Genomic DNA, 24,424 nt, shown 5'->3' on the forward strand with positions numbered 1-24,424 from the left:
CATGCTCTCCACCGGCAGCCGGCGCAAGGTCGCCCTGGTCGGCCTGCTGGCGAGCGGCGCCACGGTCACCTGCCTGGACCAGCCCTTCGCCGCCCTGGACGGCCCCTCGGCCCGGGTCGTCCGCGAGTTCCTCGCCGACATGGCCGACCACCCCTCCCGCACCTGGGTGGTGGCCGACTACGTGGCGGATCCGCGCCTGCCATGGCGGCGGGAGGTGTCACTGGAGCGGCACGGCGGCGACGTCCTGTGCTCTAATTCGTCCCCAGACGAAGGGGAGTAGCTCCCCGGCGCTGCGTTCCGCAGCCGCCGATCGGCGTGTCGTCAATACGGGGCCGCAAGGCCCCCGGTTCGCCGGGCCCGACTTCCACCAGCAAGCCGAGCAAGACCTTCGACCGCGGCCCCCGCACCGGGCCCGATCGAGTCCTGCTGCCGCGCCGGCCTGCGTTCTCGTTCCCCGGTGCCGGGTCCATCCCACGATACGACCTGGAACTCACATGGAACTGTTCTCGACCGCCTGGTTCTCGGCCCTGCTGGCGATCATCCTGATCGACCTGGTGCTGGCCGGCGACAACGCCATCGTCATCGCGCTGGCCGCGCGCAACCTGCCTCCGCACCTGCGCAGCCGGGCGATCGTCTGGGGGACCGTCGGCGCCATCGTGGTTCGATCGGTGATGACCATCGGCGTGGTCTGGCTGCTCAGGATCCCCGGCCTGATGCTGGTCGGCGGCCTGGGCCTGCTGTGGATCGCCTACCAGCTGCTGGCGCAGGGCGACGACGAGGGCGAGCACGGCCCGGCCGCCACGACCTTCTGGGGCGCGATGAAGACCATCATCGTGGCCGACGCGCTGATGGGCGTGGACAACGTGCTGGGCGTGGCCGGCGCCGCGCACGGCTCGTTCGACCTGGTGGTCATCGGCCTGCTGGTCAGCATCCCGATCGTGGTGTTCGGCAGCTCCGTGGTGCTCAAGCTGGTCGACCGCTTCCCCCTCATCATCCAGGCGGGCGCCGCCGTGCTGGCCTTCACCGCGGCCAAGATGATCGTCGGCGAGCCGCTGCTCGATCCGGTCTTCGACGCGCCGACCGCCTTCCACACCGCCCTGCGCTGGTCGGTCTACGCCCTGGGTATCGCGGGCGTGCTGGGGGCCGGCTGGCTGTCGACGCGCCGCCGCCAGTTGCGTGCCGCGCCGCAGGAGCAGTAGGCCGCCTTGCCGTCCCGGTAGCATCGGAGGGTGGATTTCTTTCTCAACCTCCTGCTGGCGCTGGCGGCCGGCTGGATGATCAAGGCGCGGGTCCAGCAGCAGCGCATCGCCCTGCTGGCCCGCTACCTGTCCCGCTACCGCATCGAAAAGCACATCGAAACGGTGACGCAGGGTTACCTGCGCGCCCTCGGCGAGCGCGACCTCGGCCGGCGCGAACAGGTCTGGAGCCTGCTGCGCGGCAACGAACAGGCCCTGTGCCGGCAGGCGACCCAGCTGGCGGACGACTTCGCGGCGGCCGATGCCGCGGCCACCCGCGTGAGCAAGCTGCCGCTCTGGCTTCCGTTCGCATCGCGCCTCGCCGCTTCGTTCGACATGCGCCAGGCGCTTCGCGTGCACGCGCGCGGGATCTGCCGCGCCATCGAGGGCAACACCGGCGCATCGGCACGCGATCGCGCCTATGCGATCTCGGCCGAGCTGCTGCTGCTGCAGCACACCTGCCACTGGTTCTGCCGGTCGAAGTGGATCGCCTCGGCCCGCATGCGCTCGCGCCACCGCACCTCGTACGAACAGGCGCTGGCCTCGGTGCTGCCCCAGACCCGGTCGGAGTACCTGCAGCTGGTGGCGCTGGGCCGGCGCGGCTAGCGACCTGCCGAGTTGCAACCACATGCAGCGCGCCTGAACGACGCGCTTGCAGCAGCGAGAATGCGGGCCCCTACTCATCCGTTGCCCGCATGCCGCTTTTCAAGAACATCGTCGTCTATCGCATCGGCCCCGACTGGAAGCCCCCCGCGCTCGAGCGGCTCGACGCCGAGCTCCAGCGACTGGCCTTCCAGCCCTGCGGCCCCACGCAGGAGCAATCGGCCGGCTGGGTGCCGCCGCGCGGCAGCGGGCACGGCGCGATGGTGGAGAGCGTGGGGGGCCAGTGGATCCTGAAGCTCGCGGTGGAACGAAAGAGCGTGCCGGGCGGTGCCGTGCGTGCGGAACTGGACGCACGCTGCAAGGCCATCGAGGCCGAGCGCGGCCGCAAGCCGGGGCGCAAGGAGAAATCGGAAATCAAGGACGAGATCGTCCAGGCCCTCCTGCCGCGGGCGTTCAGCAAGCATGCCTCGCACGTCCTGTGGCTCGACGTGCGGGAACGATCGCTGGTGATCGGCGCAGGCAGCATGAAGGCGGCCGAGCCCGTCATCAAGCACCTCGTGGACGTCATGGCCGACCTCGGCCACGCGCTCCCGCTGGCGCCGATCTCGACCTCGCTCGCCCCGGCCACGGCCATGGCCGGATGGCTCACGAGCCGGCAGGCGCCCGAAGGCTTCTCGATCGACCGCGACCTGGAGCTGAAGAAGGCCGGCGAGGAGAAGTCGGTGGTGCGCTATGCGCGCCACAGCCTGGAGCTGGACGAGATCGGCCAGCACATCCAGGAAGGCAAGCTGCCGACCCAGCTGGCACTCACCTGGAACGACAAGGTGTCCTTCGTGCTCACCGAGCAGCTGGCGATCCGCAGGATCGACATCCGCGATGTCGACGACGCGCCCAAGGGCGAAGACGGCTTCGACGCCGATGCGGCCATCGCGACCGGGGAGCTGTCGCAGCTGCTGCCGGATCTGCTGGCGTCGCTCGGGGGAGAGCTCGCCGAGCCGGCCGCGGGCTGACCCCGGTCCAGCGGGCGGGCACCCGCGGAACTCCGTGGTCTCCCCGGCCACGCAGTCACCCCGCGGTCGCCGGCGCTGACCTCCCGCCGACAGGAAGCTGACGGGCCGACCGGCGACAATGGAAGAGCTGCAGCGCCCGCTGCCATCGTCGATACACCCTCCCGGAGGTTTTCTGTCATGTCCATTCGATTCGAAGGCCGCGTAGCGATCGTCACCGGTGCCGGCGGCGGCCTGGGCCGCGAGCACGCGCTCGCGCTGGCCGCGCGCGGCGCCAAGGTGGTCGTGAACGACCTGTCGGCGGCCGGGCGCGTGGTCGCCGAGATCCGCGCCGCCGGCGGCGAGGCGATCGCCAGCAACGCCTCGGTCACCGACTTCGACGCCGTGCAGGCGATGGTGGCGCAGGCCGTGCAGGCCTGGGGCCGCGTCGACATCCTGGTCAACAACGCCGGCATCCTGCGCGACAAGACCTTCGCCAAGATGGACCTGGCGGACTTCCGCCTGGTGCTGGACGTTCACCTCATGGGCTCGGTGCACTGCACCAAGGCCGTGTGGGACCTCATGCGCGAGCAGAAGTACGGCCGCATCATCATGACCACCTCCTCCACCGGCCTGTACGGCAACTTCGGCCAGACCAACTACGCCGCCGCCAAGCTGGCGCTGGTGGGCTTCATGCAGACGCTGGCGCTGGAAGGCGAGAAGTACGGCATCCGCGTCAACAGCATCGCGCCCACCGCCCACACCCAGATGACCGATGGCCTGATGCCGGCCGAGGTGCTGGCCAGGCTCGCGCCGGCGGCGGTGACGCCGGCCGTGCTGTACCTGGCCAGCGAGGAAGCGCCCACCCGCGCCATCCTGTGCGCCGGCGCCGGCACCTTCGAGCGCGCCTACGTCACGCTGACGCAAGGCGCGCACATCGGCACCGGCCCGGACACGCCCGAGCGCATCGCCGAGCAGATCGCGGCGATCTCGGACCGGACGGGCGACATGGTGCCCGGGGCCGGCTCGGCCCAGGGCGAGAACGAGATCCGCAAGGCCGGCGGGGTGGCCTGACGGCCGGGCGGCCCCGCCACCCCCAGGGACGAGCCCGCCGGGTGCCCCCGGGCGGCCGGGATGCTGCCAATAATGCGGCTTCCACCGACCGTACAGGAGGACATCCCCATGGCCCTGGCCCTCAGCAGCCCCGACTTCGCCGAGCAGGACACCCTGCCCAAGGACTTCGTGCACAGCGCGATGGGCGCCGGCGGGCAGAACGTCTCGCCCGCCCTGAGCTGGACCGGCGCGCCCGCAGGCACGAAAAGCTTCGCGCTGACGATGTACGACCCGGATGCGCCGACCGGCTCGGGCTGGTGGCACTGGGTGGTGTACGACATCCCCGCCAACGTGAGCTCGCTGCCACGCGGTGCCGGCGCCGCCGGCGGCGGCCAGCTGCCGCGCGGCGCCAAGCAGGGCCGCACCGACTTCGGTACCCAGGAGTACGGCGGCGCTGCGCCCCCGCCCGGGCACGGGCCGCACCGCTATGTCTTCACGCTGTACGCGCTGAACGTGGACAAGCTGGACGTCCCCGACGATGCATCGGCGGCCTATGTCGGCTTCAACATCCACTTCGCCAAGCTCGGCGAGGCGAAGCTGACGGCGAAGTACGAGCGCTGACGCAGGTACCGTGCCCTGCAACGCCGACGAAGGCTTGCTCATCGCCACGTGAGCCCGGGGCCGGCTGGGCAGCGGGACGCAGAAAGGAAAAAGCCGCTGCAGGTCGGTGACTCGCAGCGGCTTTTCGCGTTACTTGGCGGAGTGGACGGGACTCGAACCCGCGACCCCCGGCGTGACAGGCCGGTATTCTAACCAACTGAACTACCACTCCGCGTCGGTGCAGGTGTTCCCCCGGCGATGCGGGGCAAGTGCCTGCCACTTGTTGCCTGAACCCTCCGTTGCCGGAGTGATCTTGGCGACCCTACGGGGATTCGAACCCCGGTACTCACCGTGAAAGGGTGATGTCCTAGGCCTCTAGACGATAGGGTCGAAACCTTGGAACGCCGACACCTTGCATTTGGTGGAGGTAAGCGGGATCGAACCGCTGACCTCTTGCATGCCATGCAAGCGCTCTCCCAGCTGAGCTATACCCCCGCTTGGTGTCGAGCCGCGCATTCTACACTGAAAAATCAGGCGCTCGCCAGCCTCTTCAACACGATTTCGCGGGGCAGCAGCTCCAGCACCGCGTCCAGCGAGGGCGACTGCGGCGTGCCCAGCACCAGCACGCGCACGGGCATGGCCAGCTGCGGCATCTTCAGGCCGGTGGCACGCAGGACCTCCTTCAGGCTCTCGGCGATCGCCGCCCTGCTCCACTCGACGCTCTCGAGCATCTTCGCCAGCATGCTGATGGCCGGGCGCACGCCCTCGGTGATGTGCCTGGCCACGTCCTCGGCGGCCGGCTGCACGTCCTGGTAGAAGCGCTGCGCCCAGTCGGCCAGCACCACCGTGGTCTCGCTGCGGTCCTTGAGCAGGCCGCACAGCCGCGGCAGGCGCGCGTCCGGCTCGATGCCGCGCTTGCGCAACTGCTCGCCCACCAGCAGGGCGAGCTGCTCGTCGGGCGTGGCCTTCATGTGCTGGGCGTTCACCCAGCGCAGCTTGGCCTCGTCGAACTGGGCGGCGCTCTTGCCCAGGTGATCCAGGTCGAACCACTGCAGGAACTGCTCGCGGCTGAAGATCTCGTCGTCGCCGTGCGACCAGCCCAGGCGCGCCAGGTAGTTGACCATGGCCTCGGGCAGGAAGCCCTCGTCGCGGTACTGCGTGACGGGCTTGGCGCCGTGGCGCTTGCTCATCTTCTCGACGTGCACCGTGCCGTCCTCGCCGACCACCGGCTGCAGCACCGTGGGCAGGTGCGCGTACACCGGCGGCTCCTTGCCGAGTGCGCGGAAGATGTTGATCTGGCGCGGCGTGTTGTTGACGTGGTCGTCGCCGCGGATCACGTGGGTGATCGCCATGTCGATGTCGTCGATCACCACGCAGAAGTTGTAGGTGGGCGTGCCGTCGGGGCGCGCGATCACCAGGTCGTCCAGCTCCTCGTTGCGGATCTCGATGCGGCCCTTGACCTTGTCGTCCCAGGCCACCACGCCGGCGAGCGGGTTGCGGAAGCGCAGCACGGGCTGCACGCCCTCGGGCACCGGCGGCAGCTGCTTGCCGGGCTCGGGCCGCCAGGTGCCGTCGTAGCGCGGCTTTTCCTTTCTGGCCATCTGGCGCTCGCGCAGCGCATCCAGCTCGGCCACGCTCATGTAGCAGGGATACACCAGCCCCTGGTCCTGCATCTGCCGCAGCGCCTCCTTGTAGCGGCCCATGCGCTGCATCTGGTAGTACGGGCCCTCGTCATGGTCCAGGCCCAGCCAGGCCATGCCCTGCAGGATGACGTCCACGGCTTCCTGCGACGAGCGCTCGAGGTCGGTGTCCTCGATGCGCAGGATGAAGACGCCGCCGGTGGAGCGGGCGAAGGCCCAGGGGTACAGGGCCGAGCGGATGTTGCCGAGGTGGATGAAGCCCGTGGGGGACGGGGCGAAACGCGTGCGGGTGGACATGAGGCGGGATTGTGGCGGACTTACAGCGTCCCCAGCCCCCGCTCCAGATCGTCCTTGAGGTCCTCGACGTGCTCCAGGCCAACGGCCAGGCGGATCAGGTTCTGGCGGATGCCGGCGGCCTGGCGTTGGGCTTCGGTCAGGCGGCCATGCGAGGTGCTGGCCGGGTGGGTGACGATGCTCTTGACGTCGCCGAGGTTGGCGGTGACCGACAGCAGCCGGGTCGAATCGATCACATGGAAGGCCTTGCGGCGCGCCTCGTCGGCATCCGCGGCCTTGACGTCGAAGCCGAGCACGGCGCCGCCGCGGCCGGACTGCTGCGCCATCGCCAGCTCGTGCTGCGGGTGACTCGGCAGCGCGGGGTAGTACACCCGCTCCACCTTCGGGTGCGCCTCCAGCCAGCGCGCCAGCTCCAGTGCACGCAGCGACTGCGCCTCCATGCGGATGCCCAGCGTCTCCAGCCCCTTGAGCACCACCCAGGCGTTGAACGGCGACAGGCTGATGCCGGCGCTGCGCATCACCGGCACGAACTTGCCCGTGACCAGTTCCTGGCTGGCGCACAGGGCGCCGGCGATCACCCGGCCCTGCCCGTCGAGGTACTTGGTGCCCGAGTGCACCACGATGTCGGCACCGAACCGGGCCGGCTGCTGCAACGCCGGCGAGCAGAAGCAGTTGTCCACGGCCAGCAGGGCTCCCGACTCGTGCGCGATGTCGGCCAGCGCGCGGATGTCGCAGACGTCGGCCAGCGGGTTGGTCGGCGTCTCGGCGAACAGCAGCCGGGTGGACGGCCGGATCGCCGCCTTCCACTGCGCCACCTCGGTCTGCGAGACGAAGGTCGTCTCCACGCCGAACTTCGCGAACTCGGTGCCGATCAGCTTGAGGGTGGAGCCGAACACCGAGCGCGAGCACACGACGTGGTCGCCCGCCTTGAGCAGCGCCAGGCACATGAGCAGGATCGCGCCCATGCCGCTGGCGGTGCCCACCGCCGCTTCCATGCCTTCCAGCGCGGCCAGCCGCATCTCCATGCTGGCAACCGTGGGGTTGGAAAAGCGCGAGTAGATGAAGCCCTCCTCTTCCCCCGCGAAGCGGCGCGCGGCCAGCTCGCTGTCGGGCTGCGTGAAGCTGGAGGTGAGGTACAGGGTCTCGGAGTTCTCGCCGTACTGGCTCTTGTCGACGGCCGTTCGCACGGCCAGCGTCTCGGGGCGCAGGCCGTCGGGGAGCTTGCGGTCGGTCATCGGGCTTCCTGGGCGTTGGGCAGCGTCAGCCGCGAGGGGGTCTCGTCCAGCGGGTCTTCCTGGCCGACGCGGGCTTCGTTGATCCGGGCGATGTCGTCGGGATCGATGTCGCCGGTCACGTACACGCCGTCGAAGCAGGACGCATCGAAGCCGTCCAGCCGGGGCGCATCGGCCGCCGCGGCGGCGGCCACGGCGCGCTTCATCGCCTCCACGTCCTGGTAGATCAGGGCGTCGCAGCCGATGATGGCGCGCACTTCCTCCACGCTGCGGCCGTGCGCCACCAGCTCGCCGGCGGTGGGCATGTCGATGCCGTAGACGTTCGGGTAGCGCACCGGCGGCGCGGCACTGGCCAGGTACACCTTCTTCGCGCCGGCGTCGCGCGCCATCTGCACGATCTCGCGGCTGGTGGTGCCGCGCACGATGGAGTCGTCCACCAGCAGCACGTTGCGGCCGCGGAACTCGCTGCCGATCACATTGAGCTTCTGGCGCACCGACTTCTTGCGCACCCCCTGGCCCGGCATGATGAAGGTGCGGCCCACGTAGCGGTTCTTCACGAAGCCTTCGCGGTAGGGAATGCCCAGCAGCTGCGCCAGCTGGGTGGCGCTGGGGCGGCTGGATTCGGGGATCGGGATGATCACGTCGATCTCGTTGGGCGGCACGGTGGAGATGACCCGCTTGGCCAGCGTCTCGCCCATGTTCAGCCGCGCCTGGTAGACCGAGATGCCGTCCAGCACCGAGTCGGGCCGCGCGAGGTACACGTATTCGAAGATGCAGGGATACAGCCTGGGATCGTCGGCGCACTGCTTCGCATGCACCTGGCCCTGCAGGTCGATGAACACCGCCTCGCCGGGCGCCACGTGGCGCTCGAAGGCGTGCCCGGTGCCCTCCAGCGAGACCGACTCGCTGGCCACCATCACCGTGCCGTCCTTGCTGCGGCCCATCGACAGGGGCCGGATGCCGAACGGGTCGCGGAAGGCCAGCACGCCATGGCCGGCGATCAGCGCGATCACCGCGTACGAGCCGCGCACCCGCCGGTGCACGTTGCGCACCGCCGTGAACACCTCGTCCGGCTGCAGCGGCACGCCGCGCGTGGCCTTCTCCAGCTCGTGCGCGAAGACGTTGAGCAGCACCTCCGAGTCGCTCTCGGTGTTGATGTGGCGGTGGTCGCTGGAGAACAGCTCGGCCTTGAGGGCGGCCGCGTTGGTGAGGTTGCCGTTGTGCACCAGCACGATGCCGAACGGCGCGTTCACGTAGAACGGCTGGGCCTCCTCCTCGCTCCAGGCGTTGCCGGCGGTCGGGTAGCGCACCTGACCGAGCCCGGCATTGCCCGGCAGCGCGCGCATGTTGCGGGTGCGGAAGACGTCGCGCACCATGCCCTTGGCCTTGTGCATGAAGAACTTGCGCCCCTGCTGGGTCACGATGCCGGCCGCGTCCTGGCCGCGGTGCTGCAGCAGCAGCAGCGCGTCGTAGATCAGCTGGTTGACGGGGGCGCCGCTGACGACGCCGACGATTCCACACATGGTCCTGGATCCCTAGCCGGGCAGGTACTGCCCGAATTCGCCCGGCAACACCGGCTTCAATCCCCTGAGCGCCGCGGTCGAGGCCTCGGCGCCCATCGATTCGATCCACCACGGCGCGGTGCGCAGCGGCGTCATGTTCACCACCACGGCCAGCGCCAGCAGCAGCACCACGCCGCGCACCACCCCGAAGGCGGCGCCCAGCGTGCGGTCGACCGGCCGCAGCCCCACGGCCTCGATCAGCTTGCGGCCGGCCCACGCCAGCAGCCCGCCGGCAAACACCGCCAGCACGAACACGATGGCAAACCCGGCGGCATACCTCAGCGGCTCGGCCGCCCCGCCCATCGGCAGCCACCCCGCCACCGGCGGCGCCAGCCACTGGGCCAGCAGGAAGGCCGCGAACCAGCTCAGCACCGAGAGCACCTCGTAGACCAGCCCGCGCAGCGCCCCCAGCAGCAGCGAGATCGCCAGCACGCCGAGGAACACCCAGTCGAGCGCCACCATCCGAGCCGCGTCCTCACAAGGTGAGGATGGCCGCGGGCAAATCCAGTGCCTTGATCTTGCCGGCCGCCTTGTCGGCCTCGGCACGCGTGGCGAACGGGCCCACCCGCACCCGGGTGCGCTTGCCGGCCCGGGTTTCGGCCACGTGGGTGTAGGTCTTCAGTCCGGCGCGCTCGACCCGCAGGCGGGTCTCGTGGGCCTTGGACGGATCGGCGAACGCACCCACCTGCACCACGTAGCGGCCCTCGACGCCCGCCTCCGCGGCGGGCGGTGCGGCCGCGACCTGCACCGGCTTGCCTTCCAGCAGCGCACGCGCCCGGGCGGCACCAGGATCGGCAGCCGGCCGCTTGGCGGCAATCGCGGGCGGCGCATCGGGCTGCGGCTTGCCGGCGGCGGCCACCGCCTTGGGCGCTTCCCTGCTTTCGGCCGGCTTGGGCTCGGCCTTCTCGGCCTTGGGCTCGGGCGGGGTTTCGGCCTTCGCAGCGTCGACCTTGGCTTCCGTGCCCGCCGTCACCGCGCCCGACGCGATCGGCCGTGCGGGCGCGGAAGCCGGCGCCTTGGCCACAACGGCCGCCGCAGCCGGCTGGCTGGCGGCGGCCTCGGGCGCAAGCGCGGGCGCGGTCGAAACCGGCAACGGCAGCGGCTTGGCCTTGTTGCGGTCGGGAATCTCGATCGGGATGTCCACGGCCACCGGCCGCGGCTGGGTGTCGAACAGGATGGGGAAGCCGAGCACGCCCAGGCCCACCAGCACGGCCGCGCCGATCAGGCGGTGGCGCGCGCGGCGCCGCAAGGCCTCCACGCTCTCGGGCTGCGCCGGCGCCGGCGCCTTTTCGGAGCCTGCCTTGCGGAACTTGAAAAAGGCCATGGAGCGTGTCGCCTAGGGTTCAGGTGGCCAGGTGCCGGGCCTTCAGGCGGGGCAAGCCGTCCTTGAGGACGCCGCCCACCGTGTAGAACGATCCGAAGACCAGGATTCTATCAGCGGGCCTTGCTTCGGCCATCGCGCTTTCGAGCGCTTCGCGCGGGTTCGCGTGGGTGCTCGCGTCGACGTCGTGGCACGCGGTGACCGACTTCCATTGCGCCAGCAGGTCCTGCGCACGGGCGGCGCGCGGGGTGTCCAGGTCGGTGAAGTACCAGCGGTCCACCATCGGGTCCATCCGGCGCAGGATGGCCGGCAGGTCCTTGTCCGCCATGGCACCGAAGACCGCGTGCGTGGTCGGGAACATCCCCATGGCGCTCAGGTTGGCAGCCAGCGTGGCCACGGCATGCGGGTTGTGCGCCACGTCCAGCACCAGGGGCGGCTCGCCCGGTACGATCTGGAACCGGCCGGGCAGTTCCACCAGCCCGATGCCGGCGCGCACGGCCTGCCCGGTGATCGGGATGCGGTCGCGCAGCGCGGCCAGCGCGGCCAGCACGCCGGACGCGTTGAGCAGCTGGTTGGCGCCGCGCAGCGCGGGATAGGCCAGCCCGGCGTAGCGCCGCCCGCGCCCGGCCCAGGCCCATTGCTGCTTGTCGCCGGTGAAGTTGAAGTCGCGCCCGTGCAGCCACAGGTCGGCGCCGACGGCTTCGGCCGCTTCGATCACGCTGGCCGGCGGCATCGGGTCGCTCACGATGGCGGGCTTGCCGGCACGCAGGATGCCGGCCTTCTCCCGGCCGATCGCCTCGCGGTCGTCGCCGAGGAACTCCTGGTGGTCCAGGTCGATGCTGGTGAGGATGGCGCAGTCGGTGTCGATCACGTTGACCGCATCCAGCCGCCCGCCCAGGCCGACTTCCAGGATCGCGACGTCCAGCCCGCTGGCCGCCATGAGGTCGAGGATGGCCAGCGTGGTGAATTCGAAGTAGGTCAGCTGCACGTCCTGGCGCGCCTGCTCCACGCGCTCGAAGTGGGGCACCAGCGCGGCCGCCTCCACCGCCTCGCCGGCGATCCGGCAGCGCTCCTCGAAGTGCACCAGGTGGGGCGAGGTGTAGACGCCGGTGCGCCAGCCCGCCTGCTGCAGGATGGCCTCGGCCAGCGCGCAGGTCGATCCCTTGCCGTTGGTGCCGGCCACGGTGATCACCGGACAGCTGAACGCCAGCGCCATGCGCTGCGCCACCTCGCGCACCCGGTCCAGGCCCAGTGCGATCGCCTTCGGGTGCAGGCGCTCGCAATGCGCCAGCCAGTCCTGCAATGTCTGCTTGCTCTGCATGGCCGCCGATTGTCCGCGCCTTTACGATCGCCTCATGAACATCACTGTCTATGGCATTGCCAACTGCGACACGGTGAAGAAGGCGCGCGCCTGGCTGGACGAGCGCGGCCTGGCCTACCACTTCCATGATTTCAGGAAAGCCGGCGTGCCCGCGCAGCGGCTGGATGCGTGGACCGCGGCGGTCGGCTGGGAAAAGCTCGTCAATCGCCAGGGCACCACCTGGCGGAAGCTGGAGCCGGCGCGGCAGGCCGCGGTGCGCGACGAGGCTGCGGCGCAACGGCTGATGCAGGCCGAGCCCAGCGTCGTCAAGCGGCCGGTGGTGGAATGGCCGGGCGGGCGCACCACCGTCGGCTTCGACGCCTCCGCCTGGGAAGCGCTGGCAGACGGGCGCCGGCGCTGAACTTTTACCCAGCATTTACCACTGCGGCCGAGCCAGCCGCGCAGGCGCTGCCTAGAATTTGGGCATGCCGGCAACACAAGCGAGGCCCCTTATGAAGCAGTCCCTTGTCCTCCCGTTGGCCGTCCTGGCCGCCGCCGGCGCCGCCCAGGCGCAGGAAGTCGGGCGGGTGATCTCCAGCACGCCGGTGATCCAGCAGGTGGCGGTGCCGCGCCAGGTCTGCACCCAGCAACCGGTGGCGGTGCAACAGGAACCCAGCGGCGCGGGCGCCGTGCTCGGGGCCATCGCGGGCGGCGCCGCGGGCAATGCCATCGGCGGCGGCAGCGGCCGCGCGGCCGCCACCGCCATCGGCCTGGTCGGCGGCGCCCTGCTGGGCAACCAGATCGAGCGGCCCGGCACCGAGATCCAGACCGTGCAGCAGTGCGCCACCCAGACGTACTACGAGAACCGCGCCGTCAGCTACAACGTGGTGTACGAATACGCCGGGCGCCAGTACTCGGTGAACATGCCCCACGACCCGGGTCCCACCGTGCAGCTGCAGGTCACGCCGGTGGGCGTGCCGCCGCCCACGTCCAGCGCACCCGCGCCGGCAGCCCCCGTCTACAGCGCGCCGGTGCCACCCGCCGTCACCGCGCCGGTGGTCGTCGCGCCGCCGCAGGTGGTCGTGACGCAGGCCTACCCGGCCTACCCGGCCTATTACTACCGGCCCTACTACTACCAGCCGCCGGTGTCGCTGCATTTCGGTTACGTGCACCGCAGCGGCGGGCGCCACCACGGCCATCGCCACTGGCGATAAGCCCGAAGGCCACCCCGGATGCGCACCGCCGACCCGCCAGGGCCCGGCGGCGCGCCCACTTTAGAATCTCGCCTTCCCCCGGCAACCATCCCGATGGAACCCGGCGCCTGTCCGGCGCGGGGCAGGGTCACGAATGCCCAGCCCCAGCCCCTAGCCCTTGGGCCCATGAGCACCATCCTCGAACACCTGCCCGCCGGCCAGAAGGTCGGCATCGCCTTCTCAGGCGGCCTGGACACCAGCGCCGCGCTGCACTGGATGCGCCAGAAGGGCGCGATCCCGTACGCCTACACCGCCAACCTGGGCCAGCCCGACGAGCCGGACTACGACGAGATCCCGCGCAAGGCGATGCAGTACGGCGCCGAGCAGGCACGCCTGATCGACTGCCGCAAGCAGCTGGCGCAGGAAGGCATCGCGGCGCTGCAGGCCGGCGCCTTCCACATCTCCACCGCCGGCGTGACCTACTTCAATACCACGCCGCTCGGGCGGGCGGTCACGGGCACCATGCTGGTGTCGGCCATGAAGGAGGACGACGTCCACATCTGGGGCGACGGCAGCACCTTCAAGGGCAACGACATCGAGCGCTTCTACCGCTACGGCCTGCTCACCAACCCGGCGCTGAAGGTCTACAAGCCCTGGCTGGACCAGGCCTTCATCGACGAACTGGGCGGCCGCGCCGAGATGAGCGCGTTCATGCAGAAGGCCGGCTTCGCCTACAGGATGTCGGCCGAGAAGGCCTACAGCACCGACAGCAACATGCTGGGCGCGACGCACGAGGCCAAGGACCTGGAGCACCTGAGCTCCGGCATCCGCATCGTCAACCCGATCATGGGCGTGGCCTTCTGGAAGGAGGAGGTCCCGGTCAAGGCCGAGGAAGTCCGGGTGCGCTTCGAGGAAGGCCAGCCGGTTGCGCTGAACGGCCAGTCCTTCGACGATCCGGTCGAGCTGATCCTGGAAGCCAACCGCATCGGCGGCCGCCACGGCCTGGGCATGAGCGACCAGATCGAGAACCGCATCATCGAGGCCAAGAGCCGCGGCATCTACGAGGCCCCGGGGCTGGCGCTGCTGTTCATCGCCTACGAGCGGCTGGTCACCGGCATCCACAACGAGGACACCATCGAGCAGTACCGCGACAACGGCCGCCGCCTGGGCCGGTTGCTGTACCAGGGCCGCTGGTTCGACCCGCAGGCCATCATGCTGCGCGAGACGGCGCAGCGCTGGGTGGCGCGCGCGATCACCGGCGAGGTGACGATCGAGCTGCGCCGCGGCAACGACTACTCGCTGCTGAACACCGAGTCGCCCAACCTCACCTACCAGCCCGAGCGGCTGACCATGGAAAAGGGCGAGTCCATGTTCTCCCCGCGCGACCGCATCGGCCAGCTCACGATGCGCAACCTCGACATCGTGGACACGCGCGACAAGCTGGGCGTGTACAGCAAGGCCGGCCTGCTGTCGCTGGGCAGCGGCGCGTCGGTGCCGCAGCTGGGCGACGAGAAGAACTAAGGCGCAGCCCTGGCCCTTGCGGGGCTGCCTCGCTTGTCATTGCGGGTTTGACCCGCAATCCATCTCCCGCTGCTGGAACCTGGCGCGCATGCACGCTGCGGGAGATGGATCCCGGCTTGCGCCGGGATGACATGCATTCGGAACGCGTGCCCTGCGTTCGGGACGCACGCCCGGCATCCGGGGCGCACGCCCGGCATTCGGAACGCGTGCCCTGCATCGGGGACGCTCGCCCTGCATCGCGGACGCTCGCCCTGCATCCGGGACGCGCGGCCTGCATCCGGGACGTGCGGCCTGCATTCGGGGCGCGCACCCTTCAGTCGTACGCAAACGTCATGATCAGGTCCACCGCGACCCGGTCGCCGGCCTGCAGCCGCACGGTCAGCCGCCGCGAGAGGTCGTAGAAGATGTACAGCGTGCCCAGCGTGCCCGCCAGGCTGCGCTCGTACGACGCGTAGAGGTCGCGGCCCAGGCGCTTGCCCAGCGTGACGGCCGGCCCCTCGGCACCGTCGCGGCGCAAGCCCAGCTCGTCCAGGCCCAGCAGGGCCGCCGGCCCCCTGCCGCCGCTGCCGCCGCCGGCGCGGCTTTGCAGCAGCGCCATGGCAGCCGACTGCAGCAGCGCCGTCTCGGCGCCCCCGGAAGCCGACGAGCGCCCCAGCACCAGCCAGGCCAGCTTCTCCGATTCGGGCAGGTCCGGCTCGGCATACAGCCGCACGAAGGGCGACTGCGCCGTGCCGGTGATCTGCACGCCCACCCGCTGCACCAGCCGCGGCCGGATCGCCAGGATGTCCAGCGAGGGGTTGTCGACCGGGCCGGTGAAGCGCAGCACCCCGCGCTCGATCTCCAGCCGCTGCCCGTAGGCCCGGTACTCGCCGCCCTCCGTCCGGATCGCGCCCACCAGCCGCGGCTCGGTCACCGACTCGCCGGAAATCGCCAGCGTGCCGGCCAGGCGGGTCTCGATCCCGCGGCCCTGCACCCGGAAATCGTTGCCCAGGTCCAGCGTCACGGCCAGCGTGAGCGGCCGCCCGGCCCGGCCGCCCTCGCGCGGCGCCGCACCGCGGCCCAGCGTCACCCCGGGTGGCAGGTTGTGCACCACCACGTCGTCGCCCAGGCGGGGCGCGGTTTCGTCCGGCAGCGTGATGCGGGCGCGGTCCACCTGCAGCGCGCCGCGCACCTCCACCGCGGCTGGCGCGAGTGCGGCCGTCAGCTGGCCCGACAGCGTCAGTTGCCGGTCGTCCCGGATGCTCGCCCGCAAGCGCTCGATCTGCATGGCCAGGCGCGCCTGCAGTCCTCCGGCCAGCCAGCCGGCCTCGCCGGTGCCGCTGATCCGGCCGCCATCCGGGCCGGCCCCGAACAGCGCGAATTCCTCGATGACCAGCCGGCGTCCTTCCAGCCGCGCGCGCAGCCGGCCGTCGCGCAAGGCGACGCCGTCCACCACCGAACGCAGGGCCAGGTCGGTCGCGGTCAGGGAGCCGGCCAGCTGCGGCTCGGCGCGCGTGCCCGACACGGTGATGTCGGCCTGCACCGATCCGCGCAGCCGCCAGCCCGGCGGGGCCAGCAGGGACCACACGCCCAGCCGCGGCAGTTGCGCCTCGATCGACCCGGACAGTGGCGCCTGCGCCGGCCAGCTCCAGCCGCCGCCTTCGAGCGACAGCCTCGAGGCAATGCGCCCCCGCGCGCTGCCGGCCCGCTCGGAGTCCCAGACCAGCGCCGCCGCCACGTCCTCGCCCTCGCCCTCGATCGTCAGCCGCGCCTGCCGCACGCCGGCCTGCACCCGCGTCGAGCCGCCTTCCGCTGCCTCCGCCAGCACCGACACGTCGCCGCTGCTGCGCGCCAGCGACGCGCGCAGCCGCAGCCGATCGCCCACCAGCGCCTCCCACTGCCCCTCGAACACCAGGTCTCCGGCGAGCGCCGAGCCGGCCAGTTGCGGGCCGCCCAGCAGTTCCACCCAGGCGAGCGGCAGGCCGGTGATGCGGCCGGCCGTGCGCAAGGCGCCGGCCGCCCAGGTGACCGGCTCCCAGGCCACCAGGGCCTGCGAGGACGCGCCGCCGGCGGCCGGTGGCGGCGCGATCAAGGTGGCCTGCGACGCGCCGGCCTCCAGGCGGCCGCCCGACCACGACACAGCCAGCGGCCGCTGCAGCGCCAGCCGCCAGGGGCCGGGCCCGATCGCCGGATCGCGGGCCTGCGCCTGCAGCGATGCCACCTGCCCCTGCCACGCACCGCGGGGCCTGCGGCCGGCCCGGCCGGCGAGCTCCAGCGTGAGCTGCCGGTCGCCTTGCAGCGCCCGGGCGCGCAGGTCGATGCTCGCATCGGCGAGGCGGCCGTCCAGCCGCAGCGTGGCATCGCGCAGCGACCAGGGGGCCGCCTGGTCCGGCTCCGTGGCCGGCTGCAACTGCGGTACCGCCAGCGTGCCCTCGACCTCGGGGTCGTCCCAACCGCCCTGCCAGGCGAACTGCGCCTCCGCGTGGCCGGCCAGCAGCGGCGAAGTCAGGGCCTGCGGGATCCCCGGGACCTTCTGCAGCCACTGCTGCGCCAGGGCCACGTCGGCCACCGAGACCTTCGCATGGCCGCCGCCCCGCGTGCGCCCCAGCGAACCGACGGCGCGCACCCGCAGCCCCGGCGCCTGCAGGTCGGCGCGGCCGCGGCCGAAGCGGGCGGCCGGCTCCAGGTCCAGCGCCGCATCCAGGCGGGCGTCGGCCGTGTCCACCTTCAGCAGCGGCAGCGACAGCTGCTGGCCCGCCCAGCGGCCGCGCGCCTGCAGCGAACGCAGCTCCAGCGCATCCACGGCCGCCGCGATCTCGTTGGCGGGGGAAGCCGGCTGCGCCTGCGGATCGACCGCCGCCGCCAGCTCGGTGTCGAACAGCAGCGCCTCGCCTTCGGCCCGCAGCGTGGCCCGGCCGCCCAGCGGAAGCGGCGCCAGCGCGCTGTGCACGGCCGCCGGATTCACGCCGGCCAGCGTGCCCTCGATGCGCCAGGCCTGCTCGCTTTCCCATTCGCCCCGCGCCCGCACCTTGCCGCCGCCCACGTCGGCTTCGAGCTGCCGCACGAAGGCGCGCGCCGGCAGGCTCCAGTCGCCCTCGGCCTGCAGGCGCGCGGCCGGCACCCGGTGGCGGTCCCAGGGGCCGGGCAGCGCGTTGTGCAGGTCGGCGCTCACGGCCCAGGTGTCGGCGTCGCGCGGCTCCAGCACGACGCGGCCGGACAGCAGGGTGTGCGGCGCGCGCGCCCAGATCGCGCCGGCATCGAAGGCCTGGAAATCGGCGCGCGCGCGCGCCACCGGCAGCGGCTCGAAAGGCGTGGCACGCGCCACCAGCGTCGCCTGCGCGCCGGCGGCGCCGCCGCCGGGCTCGGCCTGCACCTTGGCCTGCAGGTCGAAGTCCGCCAGCCGGCCGTCGGCCCGGGCCTGGAACACCAGCGGCAGGGCCGTGGCCGCACCCGGCACCGGCGCCGCCACGCGGCCCGAGGCCTGCACGCTGAGATCGAAGGGATCCTGCGCGGCAATGCGGGCCTCGCCGCGGTAGTGGCCGCCCAGTGCGCGCAGGTTGCGCAGGTCGAGCCGGTGCCGGGCGCCGTCGTACGCATAGCTCGCAACCAGTTCGCGCATCACCACGGCGGGCGGCCCGGCCCACTCCAGCTGTCCGACGGCGATGTCGTCCACGGCCACCGGCAGCGGCAGCGCGAGGCTGGCCGGCGGCCTGGGGCGCTCGCCGGTATCGGGGCGCCGGTCCTCGATGGCCACCCGGGCGGCGCGCAGATGGCCGAGCACCAGCCGCCCCTGCAGCAAGGCCAGCGGGCGCCAGGCCAGTTCCACGTGCTGCGCCTGCACGTCCAGGCCGCCCTGCTGCCACGCAAGTTGCTGCACGCGCAGGCCGTGGCGCAGCGATCCGGTCACGCCCGCGGCCTGCAGCGCAGGCAGCCGGCGCGAGGCCTGCTCCAGCGCCCATTGCGCCGACCCCTCGCGGCCGGCCCACCACCAGAGCACGGCGGCAGCGATGACGAGGAGCGCCAGCAGCACCGCCAGCGCCCTCCCCGACCATCGCAGCGCATTCATGCCTGGCCAGCCTCCTCAGAAGGTGGTGGCGATGTTGATGTGCAGGCGCAGCCGCCTGGCATCCACGCCATAGGCGAGGTCGACCTGCAGCGGACCCAGCGGGCTGCGGTAGCGCACGCCGGCTCCCACGCCCACCGAAGGCCGCAGGTCGCTGACGTGGTCGGCGACCGCACCGGCATCGACGAACAGCACGCTCTCGAAATCGGTCGGCACGCCGTCGCGGCGGATCGGCCGCTGCCATTCCAGGCTGCCCACGGCCAGCAGCCGTCCGGGGCCGACCAGGCCGCCGGGCTGCTCCACGCCGATGTCCCGGAAGCCGTAGCCGCGCACCGAGGTGTCGCCGCCCGTGCGGAACAGCTGGGTGGACGGCACGCGCGCCTCGGCGCTGGCCAACACCGCGCCGCCTTCGGCGCGCCACTGCAGCCGGCTGCGCTCCAGCGGATGGATCTGCAGCCAGCGCAGCACGGTGCGCTGGAACGGGCTGCGGCTGCCCACCAGGGTGATGCCGGCGCCCAGCTCGGCGCCGACCGCGAAGCCGCGGGTCGGATAGGGCTCCTGGTCGAAGTAGCGCCCGCTCCAGACGTAGTTGGCGCTCAGCGCCGTGCCGTCTCCGGTATCCGCGGGCGGCGGCGCACCCGCCTCGGCGCGCACGCTGGAACGGTCGAACTGCAGGTAGACGTTGCGCTCGATGTGGTCCTCGCTGCGCGTGCGGCCGACCCGCACGGTCTGGCTGTGGGTGACCAGCGTGTCGTCGTCCAGCCGCTCGGCGCGCGCCGCCACGCCCCAGCGCCAGCCGTCCTCGCCGGGGACGGCGGACAGCTCGGTGCCGATGAAGGGCGCCTTGCGGTCCAGCTGCAGCTTGTTGACGGCGCGCCAGCCCAGGCCCGGCAGGCGGTTGTGGCTGTATTCCACCGTGGCCCGCGGACCGGTGTCGGTCGACAGGCCCAGGCCCAGCACCAGCTTCTTCAGCGGCGCCTCGCGCACGTTGACCTGCACCGGCGCCGCAGCCGGATCGCCGGCCGGGTCGACGTAGATGAAGGCCGAGTCGAAATAGCCGCTGCCGGTCAGCCGCAGCTGGGCCCGCTGGATCCGGTCCTGGTCGTAGACGGTGCCGGGCCGCAGGCGCGCCAGCCGCGGCACCAGCACCGGGTCGTAGCGCTCGATGCCGGACACCTGCAGGGCCCCGAGCCGGAACAGCGGGCCCGAATCCAGCCGCAGGCCCAGGCGCGCGCGCCCGGCGGCGGCATCGATGTCGGCGCGGCTGAATCCGATCGAGCCGGCCGGATAGCGCTTGGCCACCAGCTCGCGCAGCGCATCGGACTTGGCCTCCTCCCAGGCTTCCTGGGTGAACCGGTGGCCCGCGGGCAGGCTCCAGCGCTCGCCGATCAGCGACCGCTGCGCAACCGCATCGGGGTCGGTGGAAGCGGCGATGTCGCCCTGGAAGCCGATGTCGACGTCGGCGACGGTGGCCGGCGGACCCGGCTCGACCGCGATCACGACGACCGGCACCGTGCCGGCCGCGGCCGGCTCCCGGCGGATGTCCAGCCGCGGCGAGAAATAACCGAGGGTGCCCAGCAGCTCGCGGGCGTCGCGCTCGGCCAGGCGCAGCAGCCGGGCCAGCTCGGCCTCGTCGAGGTCGGGCACCTGGCGATAGCGCTGCAGCTCCAGGTGGCGCTCCAGCAGCTCCCGGACCGCGTCGGGCGCGCGCACCTCGAGGCGGAACGACGGCCGCGCCGTGCCTTCCTGCGCCAGCGCCGCACCCCCGACCAGCAGCGCCGCCAGGGCGGCGCCGCTCCACCAGCTCAGGGCGCGCGCGCGCAGTCCGGGCTTCATGTCGGGGTTCAGGGGAGCTTCCGGGCCCGCCGGCCGGGCGGGGTGCCCTCCACTATGAAGAGGTTGCCAGCTCGGCTGCGTAGGCCCATGCCGACAGGCGTGGCGGTTGGGCGGGCCCCGAACGCGGCAATGGCCGCTTCAAACGACCACCGGCTCGGGTTCGAGCCGGATGCCGAAGCGCTCGTACACGCTGGTCTGGATGGCGCGGGCCAGCGTCACCACCTCGCCGCCGGTGGCCCCGCCGCGGTTGACCAGCACCAGCGCCTGCTTCTCGTAGACGCCGGCGTTGCCGACCGACTTGCCCTTCCAGCCGCAGGCGTCGATCAGCCATCCGGCCGCCAGCTTCACCGAGCCGTCGGGCATGGGGTAGTGCACGATGTTCGGCTCGCGCGCGATGATGTCGGTGCACTGTTCGGGCGTCACCGTGGGGTTCTTGAAGAAGCTGCCGGCGTTGCCCAGCACGCGCGGATCCGGCAGCTTGGCGCTGCGGATGGCGCAGACCCAGTCGAACACCTGCCGCGCCGACGGTTCGGCCACGCCCGCCTCGGCGCGCTTGCGCTCCAGGTCCATGTAGCCCAGCTCCGGCTTCCAGGGCTTGGGCAGGCGCAGGCGCACCCGCAGGATCAGCGCGCGGCCGGCCAGGCCCATGCCGCGGCCGCCGCCTTCCGGCGCGGCGTGCTTGAAGATCGAATCGCGGTAGCCGAAGGCACACTGGCCGGCGTCGAGCGTGAACACGCGGCCGGTCTGCAGGTCGATCGCATCCAGCGACTCGAAGCGGTCCTGCAGCTCCACGCCGTAGGCGCCGATGTTCTGCACCGGCGCGGCGCCCACGGTGCCGGGGATCAGCGCCAGGTTCTCCAGCCCGGCGCAGCCCTGGGCCAGCGTCCAGTCCACCAGTTCGTGCCAGTTCTCGCCGGCGCCCGCTTCGACCACGGTGGCGCGCGGCCCGTCGTCCAGCACCCGCCGGCCGTGGATCTCCACCTTCAGCACCAGCGCGCGCACGTCGCCGGTCAGCACGATGTTGCTGCCGCCGCCCAGCACGAACTTGGGCGCCGCCGCCAACCGGGCGTCGGCCAGCAGCTGCACCACGTCGGCCTCGCTGCGCACGCGCACCAGCTCGCGCGCCTTGGCGACGATGCCGAAGCTGTTGTGCGGCGCCAGGGCGACGTTGTGCTCCACGATCATGGGAGAATTGTGACCCATGGGCGCGGGGCGCCGGGGGAGCTGAAATGCCGTCTTTCGATACAGTCTGCGAGCCCAACCTGGTCGAGGTGAAGAACGCCGTCGACAACACCGCCAAGGAGATCGCCACCCGGTTCGATTTCAAGGGCACGTCGGCCGCCATCGAGATCAAGGACAAGGACATCACGGTGTTCGGCGACACCGATTTCCAGCTCGGGCAGGTGCAGGACATCCTCACGAGCAAGTTGACCAAGCGCAACGTCGACGTGCGTTTCCTCGACAAGGGCAAGGTCGAGAGGATCGGCGGCGACAAGGTCAGGCAGGTGCTGAAGGTGCGCAGCGGCATCGAATCCGAGGCGGCCAAGAAGGTGCAGAAGGCGATCAAGGAGAGCAAGCTCAAGCTGCAGGCGTCGATCCAGGGCGACGCGGTGCGCGTCACCGGTGCCAAGCGCGACGACCTGCAGGCCGCGATGGCGCTGATCCGCAAGGAGATCGCCGACCTTCCGCTGTCCTTCAACAACTTCAGGGACTGATCCCGCGTGCGCCCCACTTTCCTCGTTGCCGCCTTGCTGGCCACCGCCCCCGCCTGGGGCCAATCGGTCGCCCTGCAGGGGATGCTCGGCAACCGGGCGCTGCTGATCGTGGACGGCTCGGCGCCGAAATCCATCGCGCCCGGCGATTCGCACAAGGGCGTCAAGGTGGTCTCGACCGCCGGTGACCAGGCGGTGGTGGAGATCGGCGGCAAGCGCCACACGCTGCGCGTGGGCGAGGCGCCCGCCAGCGTCGGCGCATCGGGCGGGGGCGCCGCGCCGGCGGGCCAGAGGATCGTGCTGACGGCCGGCAGCGGCGGGCACTTCCTCACGGAGGGCGCGATCAACGGCCGCGCCGCCCACTTCATCGTGGACACCGGCGCCACGACCGTCAGCATGGGGGCGGGCGACGCCGAGCGGCTGGGCATCGACTACAAGTCCGGCCAGCCGGTGCGCATGGGCACGGCCAACGGCGTGGCGCTGGGCTGGCGGGTCAAGCTGGCCTCGGTGCGCATCCGCGAAGTGGAAGTGCGGGACGTGGACGCCGTCGTCGGCCAGCAGCCCATGCCCTACGTCCTGCTGGGCAACAGTTTCCTCAACCGGTTCCAGATGCGGCGCGACAACGACCAGATGGTGCTCGAGCGGCGCTACTGATGGCCGACCCGGAACGAGCCGCCCTCGAGCCGCCGCCGCTGGAGCCTCCGGTCACCGCGCTGGGTCCGCTGGGCATCCGGGTGTTCCGGATGCTCTGGTTCACCTGGTTCGCGGCCAACACCAGCATGTGGATGAACGACGTCGCGGCCGCCTGGCTGATGACGTCGATCGGGCCGTCGCCGCTGTGGGTGGCGCTGGTGCAGTCGGCCTCCACCCTGCCGGTGTTCTTCCTCGGCCTGCCCAGCGGCGCGCTGGCCGACATCCTGGACCGGCGCCGCTACTTCATGGTCACGCAGTTCTGGGTGGCGGGCGTATCCGCCATCCTGTGCGGCGTGATCCTGCTGGGCCTGCTGAGCCCGGTGCTGCTGCTGGCGCTGACCTTCGCCAACGGAATCGGGCTGGCGATGCGCTGGCCGGTGTTCGCAGCCATCATCCCGGAGGTGGTGCCGCGGCACCAGCTGGCGCAGGCGCTGGCCCTGAACGGCGTGGCCATGAACGGCTCGCGCATCGTCGGGCCGCTGGTGGCCGGCGCCGTGATCGCCAGTCTGGGCAGCGCCTGGGTGTTCGTGCTCAACGCGGTGCTGTCGGTGGTGGCCGGCTTCGTCATCATGCGCTGGCGGCGCGAGCACAAGGAAAGCCCGCTCGGGCGCGAGCGGCTGTCCAGCGCCATGCGCGTGGGCGTGCAGTTCGTGCGCCAGTCCGGCCGCATGCGCGGCATCCTGCTGCGCATCTCGGTGTTCTTCCTGAACTCCACCGCGCAGCTGGCGCTGCTGCCGCTGGTGGCGCGCGGCCTGCCCGGCGGGGCCGCCGGCACCTTCACCGTGCTGCTGGCGTCGATGGGCGGCGGCGCCATCTTCGCGGCGCTGCAGATGCCGAGGTTGCGCGCCTGGCTGCCGCTGCAGCGGCTGATCCTGCTCGGCACCGTGCTGCAGGCGCTGGGCACGCTGGCGGTCGCCTACGCGCCCAACATCGCGATCGCGGTGCCCGCGATGGTGGTCTCCGGCATGGCCTGGATCACGGTCGCCAACTCGCTGACGGTGGCCGCGCAGATGGCCCTGCCCGACTGGGTGCGGGCGCGCGGCATGTCGATCTACCAGATGTGCCTGATGGGTTCGACCGCCAGCGGCGCCGCCCTCTGGGGACAGGTCGCCACCTGGACCAGCGTGCCCGAAAGCCTGACGGCGGCCGCGATCACCGGCGTGGTCCTGATGCTGCTGGCGCAGCGCCTGATGCACGACCGCGGCACCGAGGAGGACCTGACGCCCTCGCAGGTGATCAAGGTGCCGCAGATGGCGGGCCCGGCGCAGGGCGGGCGCATCCAGGTGTGCGTGGAGTACCGCATCGACCCGGCGCGGTCGCAGGAATTCCTGGCGGTCATGGAAGAGAGCCGGCGCAGCCGGCTGCGCCAGGGCGCGCTGAACTGGCAGCTGGTGCACGACCTCGGCGACCCGGCCTGCTACATCGAGCAGATCACCGACGAATCCTGGATCGAACACCTGCGCCGCTTCGACCGCATCACCGCGGCGGATGCGCAACTGCGCGACCGGCGCCTGTCGTTCCACCTGGGCGAGGAGCCGCCCAAGGTGACGCGGTTCGTGATCGAGCGGGAGTAGGCGGCCCTCATCGGGGCCTCCTTGCTG

At 71.7% G+C, this 24,424-nt stretch carries 20 protein-coding genes, 3 tRNA genes and 1 pseudogene; 12 read left to right on the forward strand and 12 right to left on the reverse strand.

Translation table 11 applies throughout. The features are described 5' to 3' along the window. From V6M57_RS02030 to V6M57_RS02055, 6 genes and pseudogenes are all read left to right on the forward strand, one after another. A pseudogene (locus V6M57_RS02030) lies at positions 1–280 on the forward strand (hypothetical protein); the annotation flags it as partial. Positions 281–494: 214 nt separating this feature from the next. After that, positions 495–1,199, forward strand: coding sequence for a TerC family protein (locus tag V6M57_RS02035; protein ID WP_332813316.1), 705 nt, complete (start codon positions 495–497; stop codon positions 1,197–1,199). 30 nt (positions 1,200–1,229) lie between these two features. Continuing rightward, positions 1,230–1,841, forward strand: a complete 612-nt coding sequence (locus V6M57_RS02040) for a hypothetical protein (RefSeq protein WP_332813317.1) — start codon at positions 1,230–1,232, stop codon at positions 1,839–1,841. Between the two features lie 89 nt (positions 1,842–1,930). Continuing rightward, on the forward strand, positions 1,931–2,848 hold the full coding sequence (locus tag V6M57_RS02045) for a recombination-associated protein RdgC (RefSeq protein WP_332813318.1): 918 nt from the start codon (positions 1,931–1,933) through the stop codon (positions 2,846–2,848). A 177-nt stretch (positions 2,849–3,025) separates the two neighbouring features. Further along, positions 3,026–3,898, forward strand: coding sequence for an SDR family NAD(P)-dependent oxidoreductase (locus V6M57_RS02050; RefSeq protein ID WP_332813319.1), 873 nt, complete (start codon positions 3,026–3,028; stop codon positions 3,896–3,898). 108 nt (positions 3,899–4,006) lie between these two features. Further along, positions 4,007–4,498, forward strand: coding sequence for a YbhB/YbcL family Raf kinase inhibitor-like protein (locus V6M57_RS02055; RefSeq protein ID WP_332813320.1), 492 nt, complete (start codon positions 4,007–4,009; stop codon positions 4,496–4,498). Between the two features lie 134 nt (positions 4,499–4,632). Here the strand turns inward: V6M57_RS02055 and V6M57_RS02060 are convergent. The 9 genes from V6M57_RS02060 to folC all read right to left on the reverse strand — a co-directional run bounded on the left by V6M57_RS02060 (position 4,633) and on the right by folC (position 11,847). After that, a tRNA-Asp gene (locus tag V6M57_RS02060) sits at positions 4,633–4,709 on the reverse strand. A gap of 82 nt (positions 4,710–4,791) precedes the next feature. Next, a tRNA-Glu gene (locus V6M57_RS02065) sits at positions 4,792–4,867 on the reverse strand. A 29-nt stretch (positions 4,868–4,896) separates the two neighbouring features. After that, positions 4,897–4,972, reverse strand: a tRNA-Ala gene (locus V6M57_RS02070). 35 nt (positions 4,973–5,007) lie between these two features. Then, the gene (gene gltX / locus V6M57_RS02075) at positions 5,008–6,414 is read right to left on the reverse strand and encodes a glutamate--tRNA ligase (protein WP_332813321.1); all 1,407 of its coding nucleotides are present in this window, start codon (positions 6,412–6,414) and stop codon (positions 5,008–5,010) included. A 20-nt stretch (positions 6,415–6,434) separates the two neighbouring features. Further along, on the reverse strand, positions 6,435–7,646 hold the full coding sequence (locus tag V6M57_RS02080) for an O-succinylhomoserine sulfhydrylase (protein ID WP_332813322.1): 1,212 nt from the start codon (positions 7,644–7,646) through the stop codon (positions 6,435–6,437). Further along, the gene (gene purF, locus V6M57_RS02085; RefSeq protein WP_332813323.1) at positions 7,643–9,166 is read right to left on the reverse strand and encodes an amidophosphoribosyltransferase; all 1,524 of its coding nucleotides are present in this window, start codon (positions 9,164–9,166) and stop codon (positions 7,643–7,645) included. Before purF ends, V6M57_RS02080 begins: the two co-directional genes overlap by 4 nt. 12 nt (positions 9,167–9,178) lie before the next feature. Continuing rightward, positions 9,179–9,667, reverse strand: a complete 489-nt coding sequence (locus V6M57_RS02090) for a CvpA family protein (protein WP_332813324.1) — start codon at positions 9,665–9,667, stop codon at positions 9,179–9,181. Positions 9,668–9,680: 13 nt separating this feature from the next. Beyond that, positions 9,681–10,529 carry an SPOR domain-containing protein gene (locus tag V6M57_RS02095; protein WP_332813325.1) on the reverse strand — a complete coding sequence of 283 codons (849 nt, stop codon included), beginning with the start codon at positions 10,527–10,529 and terminating at the stop codon, positions 9,681–9,683. Positions 10,530–10,548: 19 nt separating this feature from the next. Continuing rightward, a complete protein-coding gene (gene folC, locus V6M57_RS02100; RefSeq protein WP_332813326.1) occupies positions 10,549–11,847 on the reverse strand; it encodes a bifunctional tetrahydrofolate synthase/dihydrofolate synthase in 1,299 nt (432 codons plus the stop codon). A 34-nt stretch (positions 11,848–11,881) separates the two neighbouring features. Between folC and V6M57_RS02105 the strand changes: the two genes are divergently transcribed. The 3 genes from V6M57_RS02105 to argG all read left to right on the forward strand — a co-directional run bounded on the left by V6M57_RS02105 (position 11,882) and on the right by argG (position 14,540). Continuing rightward, positions 11,882–12,247: an ArsC family reductase gene (locus V6M57_RS02105; protein ID WP_332813327.1), complete on the forward strand. Its 366-nt coding sequence runs from the start codon at positions 11,882–11,884 to the stop codon at positions 12,245–12,247. Between the two features lie 91 nt (positions 12,248–12,338). Next, entirely contained in the window at positions 12,339–13,040 is a 702-nt protein-coding gene (locus V6M57_RS02110) for a glycine zipper 2TM domain-containing protein (protein WP_332813328.1), read from the forward strand. A gap of 165 nt (positions 13,041–13,205) precedes the next feature. Continuing rightward, a complete protein-coding gene (gene argG / locus V6M57_RS02115) occupies positions 13,206–14,540 on the forward strand; it encodes an argininosuccinate synthase (RefSeq protein ID WP_332813329.1) in 1,335 nt (444 codons plus the stop codon). Between the two features lie 313 nt (positions 14,541–14,853). On the opposite strand, the gene V6M57_RS02120 is transcribed toward argG, so the two are convergent. The 3 genes from V6M57_RS02120 to murB all read right to left on the reverse strand — a co-directional run bounded on the left by V6M57_RS02120 (position 14,854) and on the right by murB (position 21,603). After that, the gene (locus tag V6M57_RS02120; protein ID WP_332813330.1) at positions 14,854–18,585 is read right to left on the reverse strand and encodes a translocation/assembly module TamB domain-containing protein; all 3,732 of its coding nucleotides are present in this window, start codon (positions 18,583–18,585) and stop codon (positions 14,854–14,856) included. A 15-nt stretch (positions 18,586–18,600) separates the two neighbouring features. Further along, a complete protein-coding gene (locus V6M57_RS02125; protein ID WP_332813331.1) occupies positions 18,601–20,418 on the reverse strand; it encodes an autotransporter assembly complex protein TamA in 1,818 nt (605 codons plus the stop codon). A gap of 138 nt (positions 20,419–20,556) precedes the next feature. Further along, entirely contained in the window at positions 20,557–21,603 is a 1,047-nt protein-coding gene (gene murB / locus V6M57_RS02130; protein ID WP_332813332.1) for a UDP-N-acetylmuramate dehydrogenase, read from the reverse strand. Positions 21,604–21,647: 44 nt separating this feature from the next. Between murB and V6M57_RS02135 the strand changes: the two genes are divergently transcribed. From V6M57_RS02135 to V6M57_RS02145, 3 genes are all read left to right on the forward strand, one after another. Further along, complete coding sequence (locus V6M57_RS02135; protein WP_332813333.1) at positions 21,648–22,133, forward strand: YajQ family cyclic di-GMP-binding protein; 486 nt, start codon at positions 21,648–21,650, stop codon at positions 22,131–22,133. 81 nt (positions 22,134–22,214) lie between these two features. Next, positions 22,215–22,784, forward strand: a complete 570-nt coding sequence (locus V6M57_RS02140) for a retropepsin-like aspartic protease family protein (protein ID WP_442968768.1) — start codon at positions 22,215–22,217, stop codon at positions 22,782–22,784. Next, on the forward strand, positions 22,784–24,397 hold the full coding sequence (locus V6M57_RS02145) for an MFS transporter (protein ID WP_332813335.1): 1,614 nt from the start codon (positions 22,784–22,786) through the stop codon (positions 24,395–24,397). The genes V6M57_RS02140 and V6M57_RS02145 overlap by 1 nt, the downstream gene beginning before the upstream one ends. The last annotated feature ends 27 nt before the right edge of the window (positions 24,398–24,424 follow it).

The sequence above is a fragment of the Ramlibacter sp. genome (genome assembly GCF_036676645.1).
Lineage (GTDB): Bacteria > Pseudomonadota > Gammaproteobacteria > Burkholderiales > Burkholderiaceae_C > Ramlibacter.

Coding starts and splice junctions, on each gene's coding strand:
- V6M57_RS02055 (WP_332813320.1), top strand. CDS start 4,007: ATGGCCCTGGCCCTCAGCAGCCCCGACTTCGCCGAGCAGGACACCCTG.
- V6M57_RS02080 (WP_332813322.1), bottom strand. CDS start 7,646: ATGACCGACCGCAAGCTCCCCGACGGCCTGCGCCCCGAGACGCTGGCC.
- murB (WP_332813332.1), bottom strand. CDS start 21,603: ATGATCGTGGAGCACAACGTCGCCCTGGCGCCGCACAACAGCTTCGGC.
- V6M57_RS02045 (WP_332813318.1), top strand. CDS start 1,931: ATGCCGCTTTTCAAGAACATCGTCGTCTATCGCATCGGCCCCGACTGG.
- V6M57_RS02135 (WP_332813333.1), top strand. CDS start 21,648: ATGCCGTCTTTCGATACAGTCTGCGAGCCCAACCTGGTCGAGGTGAAG.
- V6M57_RS02145 (WP_332813335.1), top strand. CDS start 22,784: ATGGCCGACCCGGAACGAGCCGCCCTCGAGCCGCCGCCGCTGGAGCCT.
- purF (WP_332813323.1), bottom strand. CDS start 9,166: ATGTGTGGAATCGTCGGCGTCGTCAGCGGCGCCCCCGTCAACCAGCTG.
- argG (WP_332813329.1), top strand. CDS start 13,206: ATGAGCACCATCCTCGAACACCTGCCCGCCGGCCAGAAGGTCGGCATC.
- V6M57_RS02140 (WP_442968768.1), top strand. CDS start 22,215: ATGCTCGGCAACCGGGCGCTGCTGATCGTGGACGGCTCGGCGCCGAAA.
- V6M57_RS02050 (WP_332813319.1), top strand. CDS start 3,026: ATGTCCATTCGATTCGAAGGCCGCGTAGCGATCGTCACCGGTGCCGGC.
- gltX (WP_332813321.1), bottom strand. CDS start 6,414: ATGTCCACCCGCACGCGTTTCGCCCCGTCCCCCACGGGCTTCATCCAC.
- V6M57_RS02090 (WP_332813324.1), bottom strand. CDS start 9,667: ATGGTGGCGCTCGACTGGGTGTTCCTCGGCGTGCTGGCGATCTCGCTG.
- V6M57_RS02125 (WP_332813331.1), bottom strand. CDS start 20,418: ATGAAGCCCGGACTGCGCGCGCGCGCCCTGAGCTGGTGGAGCGGCGCC.
- V6M57_RS02035 (WP_332813316.1), top strand. CDS start 495: ATGGAACTGTTCTCGACCGCCTGGTTCTCGGCCCTGCTGGCGATCATC.
- folC (WP_332813326.1), bottom strand. CDS start 11,847: ATGCAGAGCAAGCAGACATTGCAGGACTGGCTGGCGCATTGCGAGCGC.
- V6M57_RS02105 (WP_332813327.1), top strand. CDS start 11,882: ATGAACATCACTGTCTATGGCATTGCCAACTGCGACACGGTGAAGAAG.
- V6M57_RS02110 (WP_332813328.1), top strand. CDS start 12,339: ATGAAGCAGTCCCTTGTCCTCCCGTTGGCCGTCCTGGCCGCCGCCGGC.
- V6M57_RS02095 (WP_332813325.1), bottom strand. CDS start 10,529: ATGGCCTTTTTCAAGTTCCGCAAGGCAGGCTCCGAAAAGGCGCCGGCG.
- V6M57_RS02120 (WP_332813330.1), bottom strand. CDS start 18,585: ATGAATGCGCTGCGATGGTCGGGGAGGGCGCTGGCGGTGCTGCTGGCG.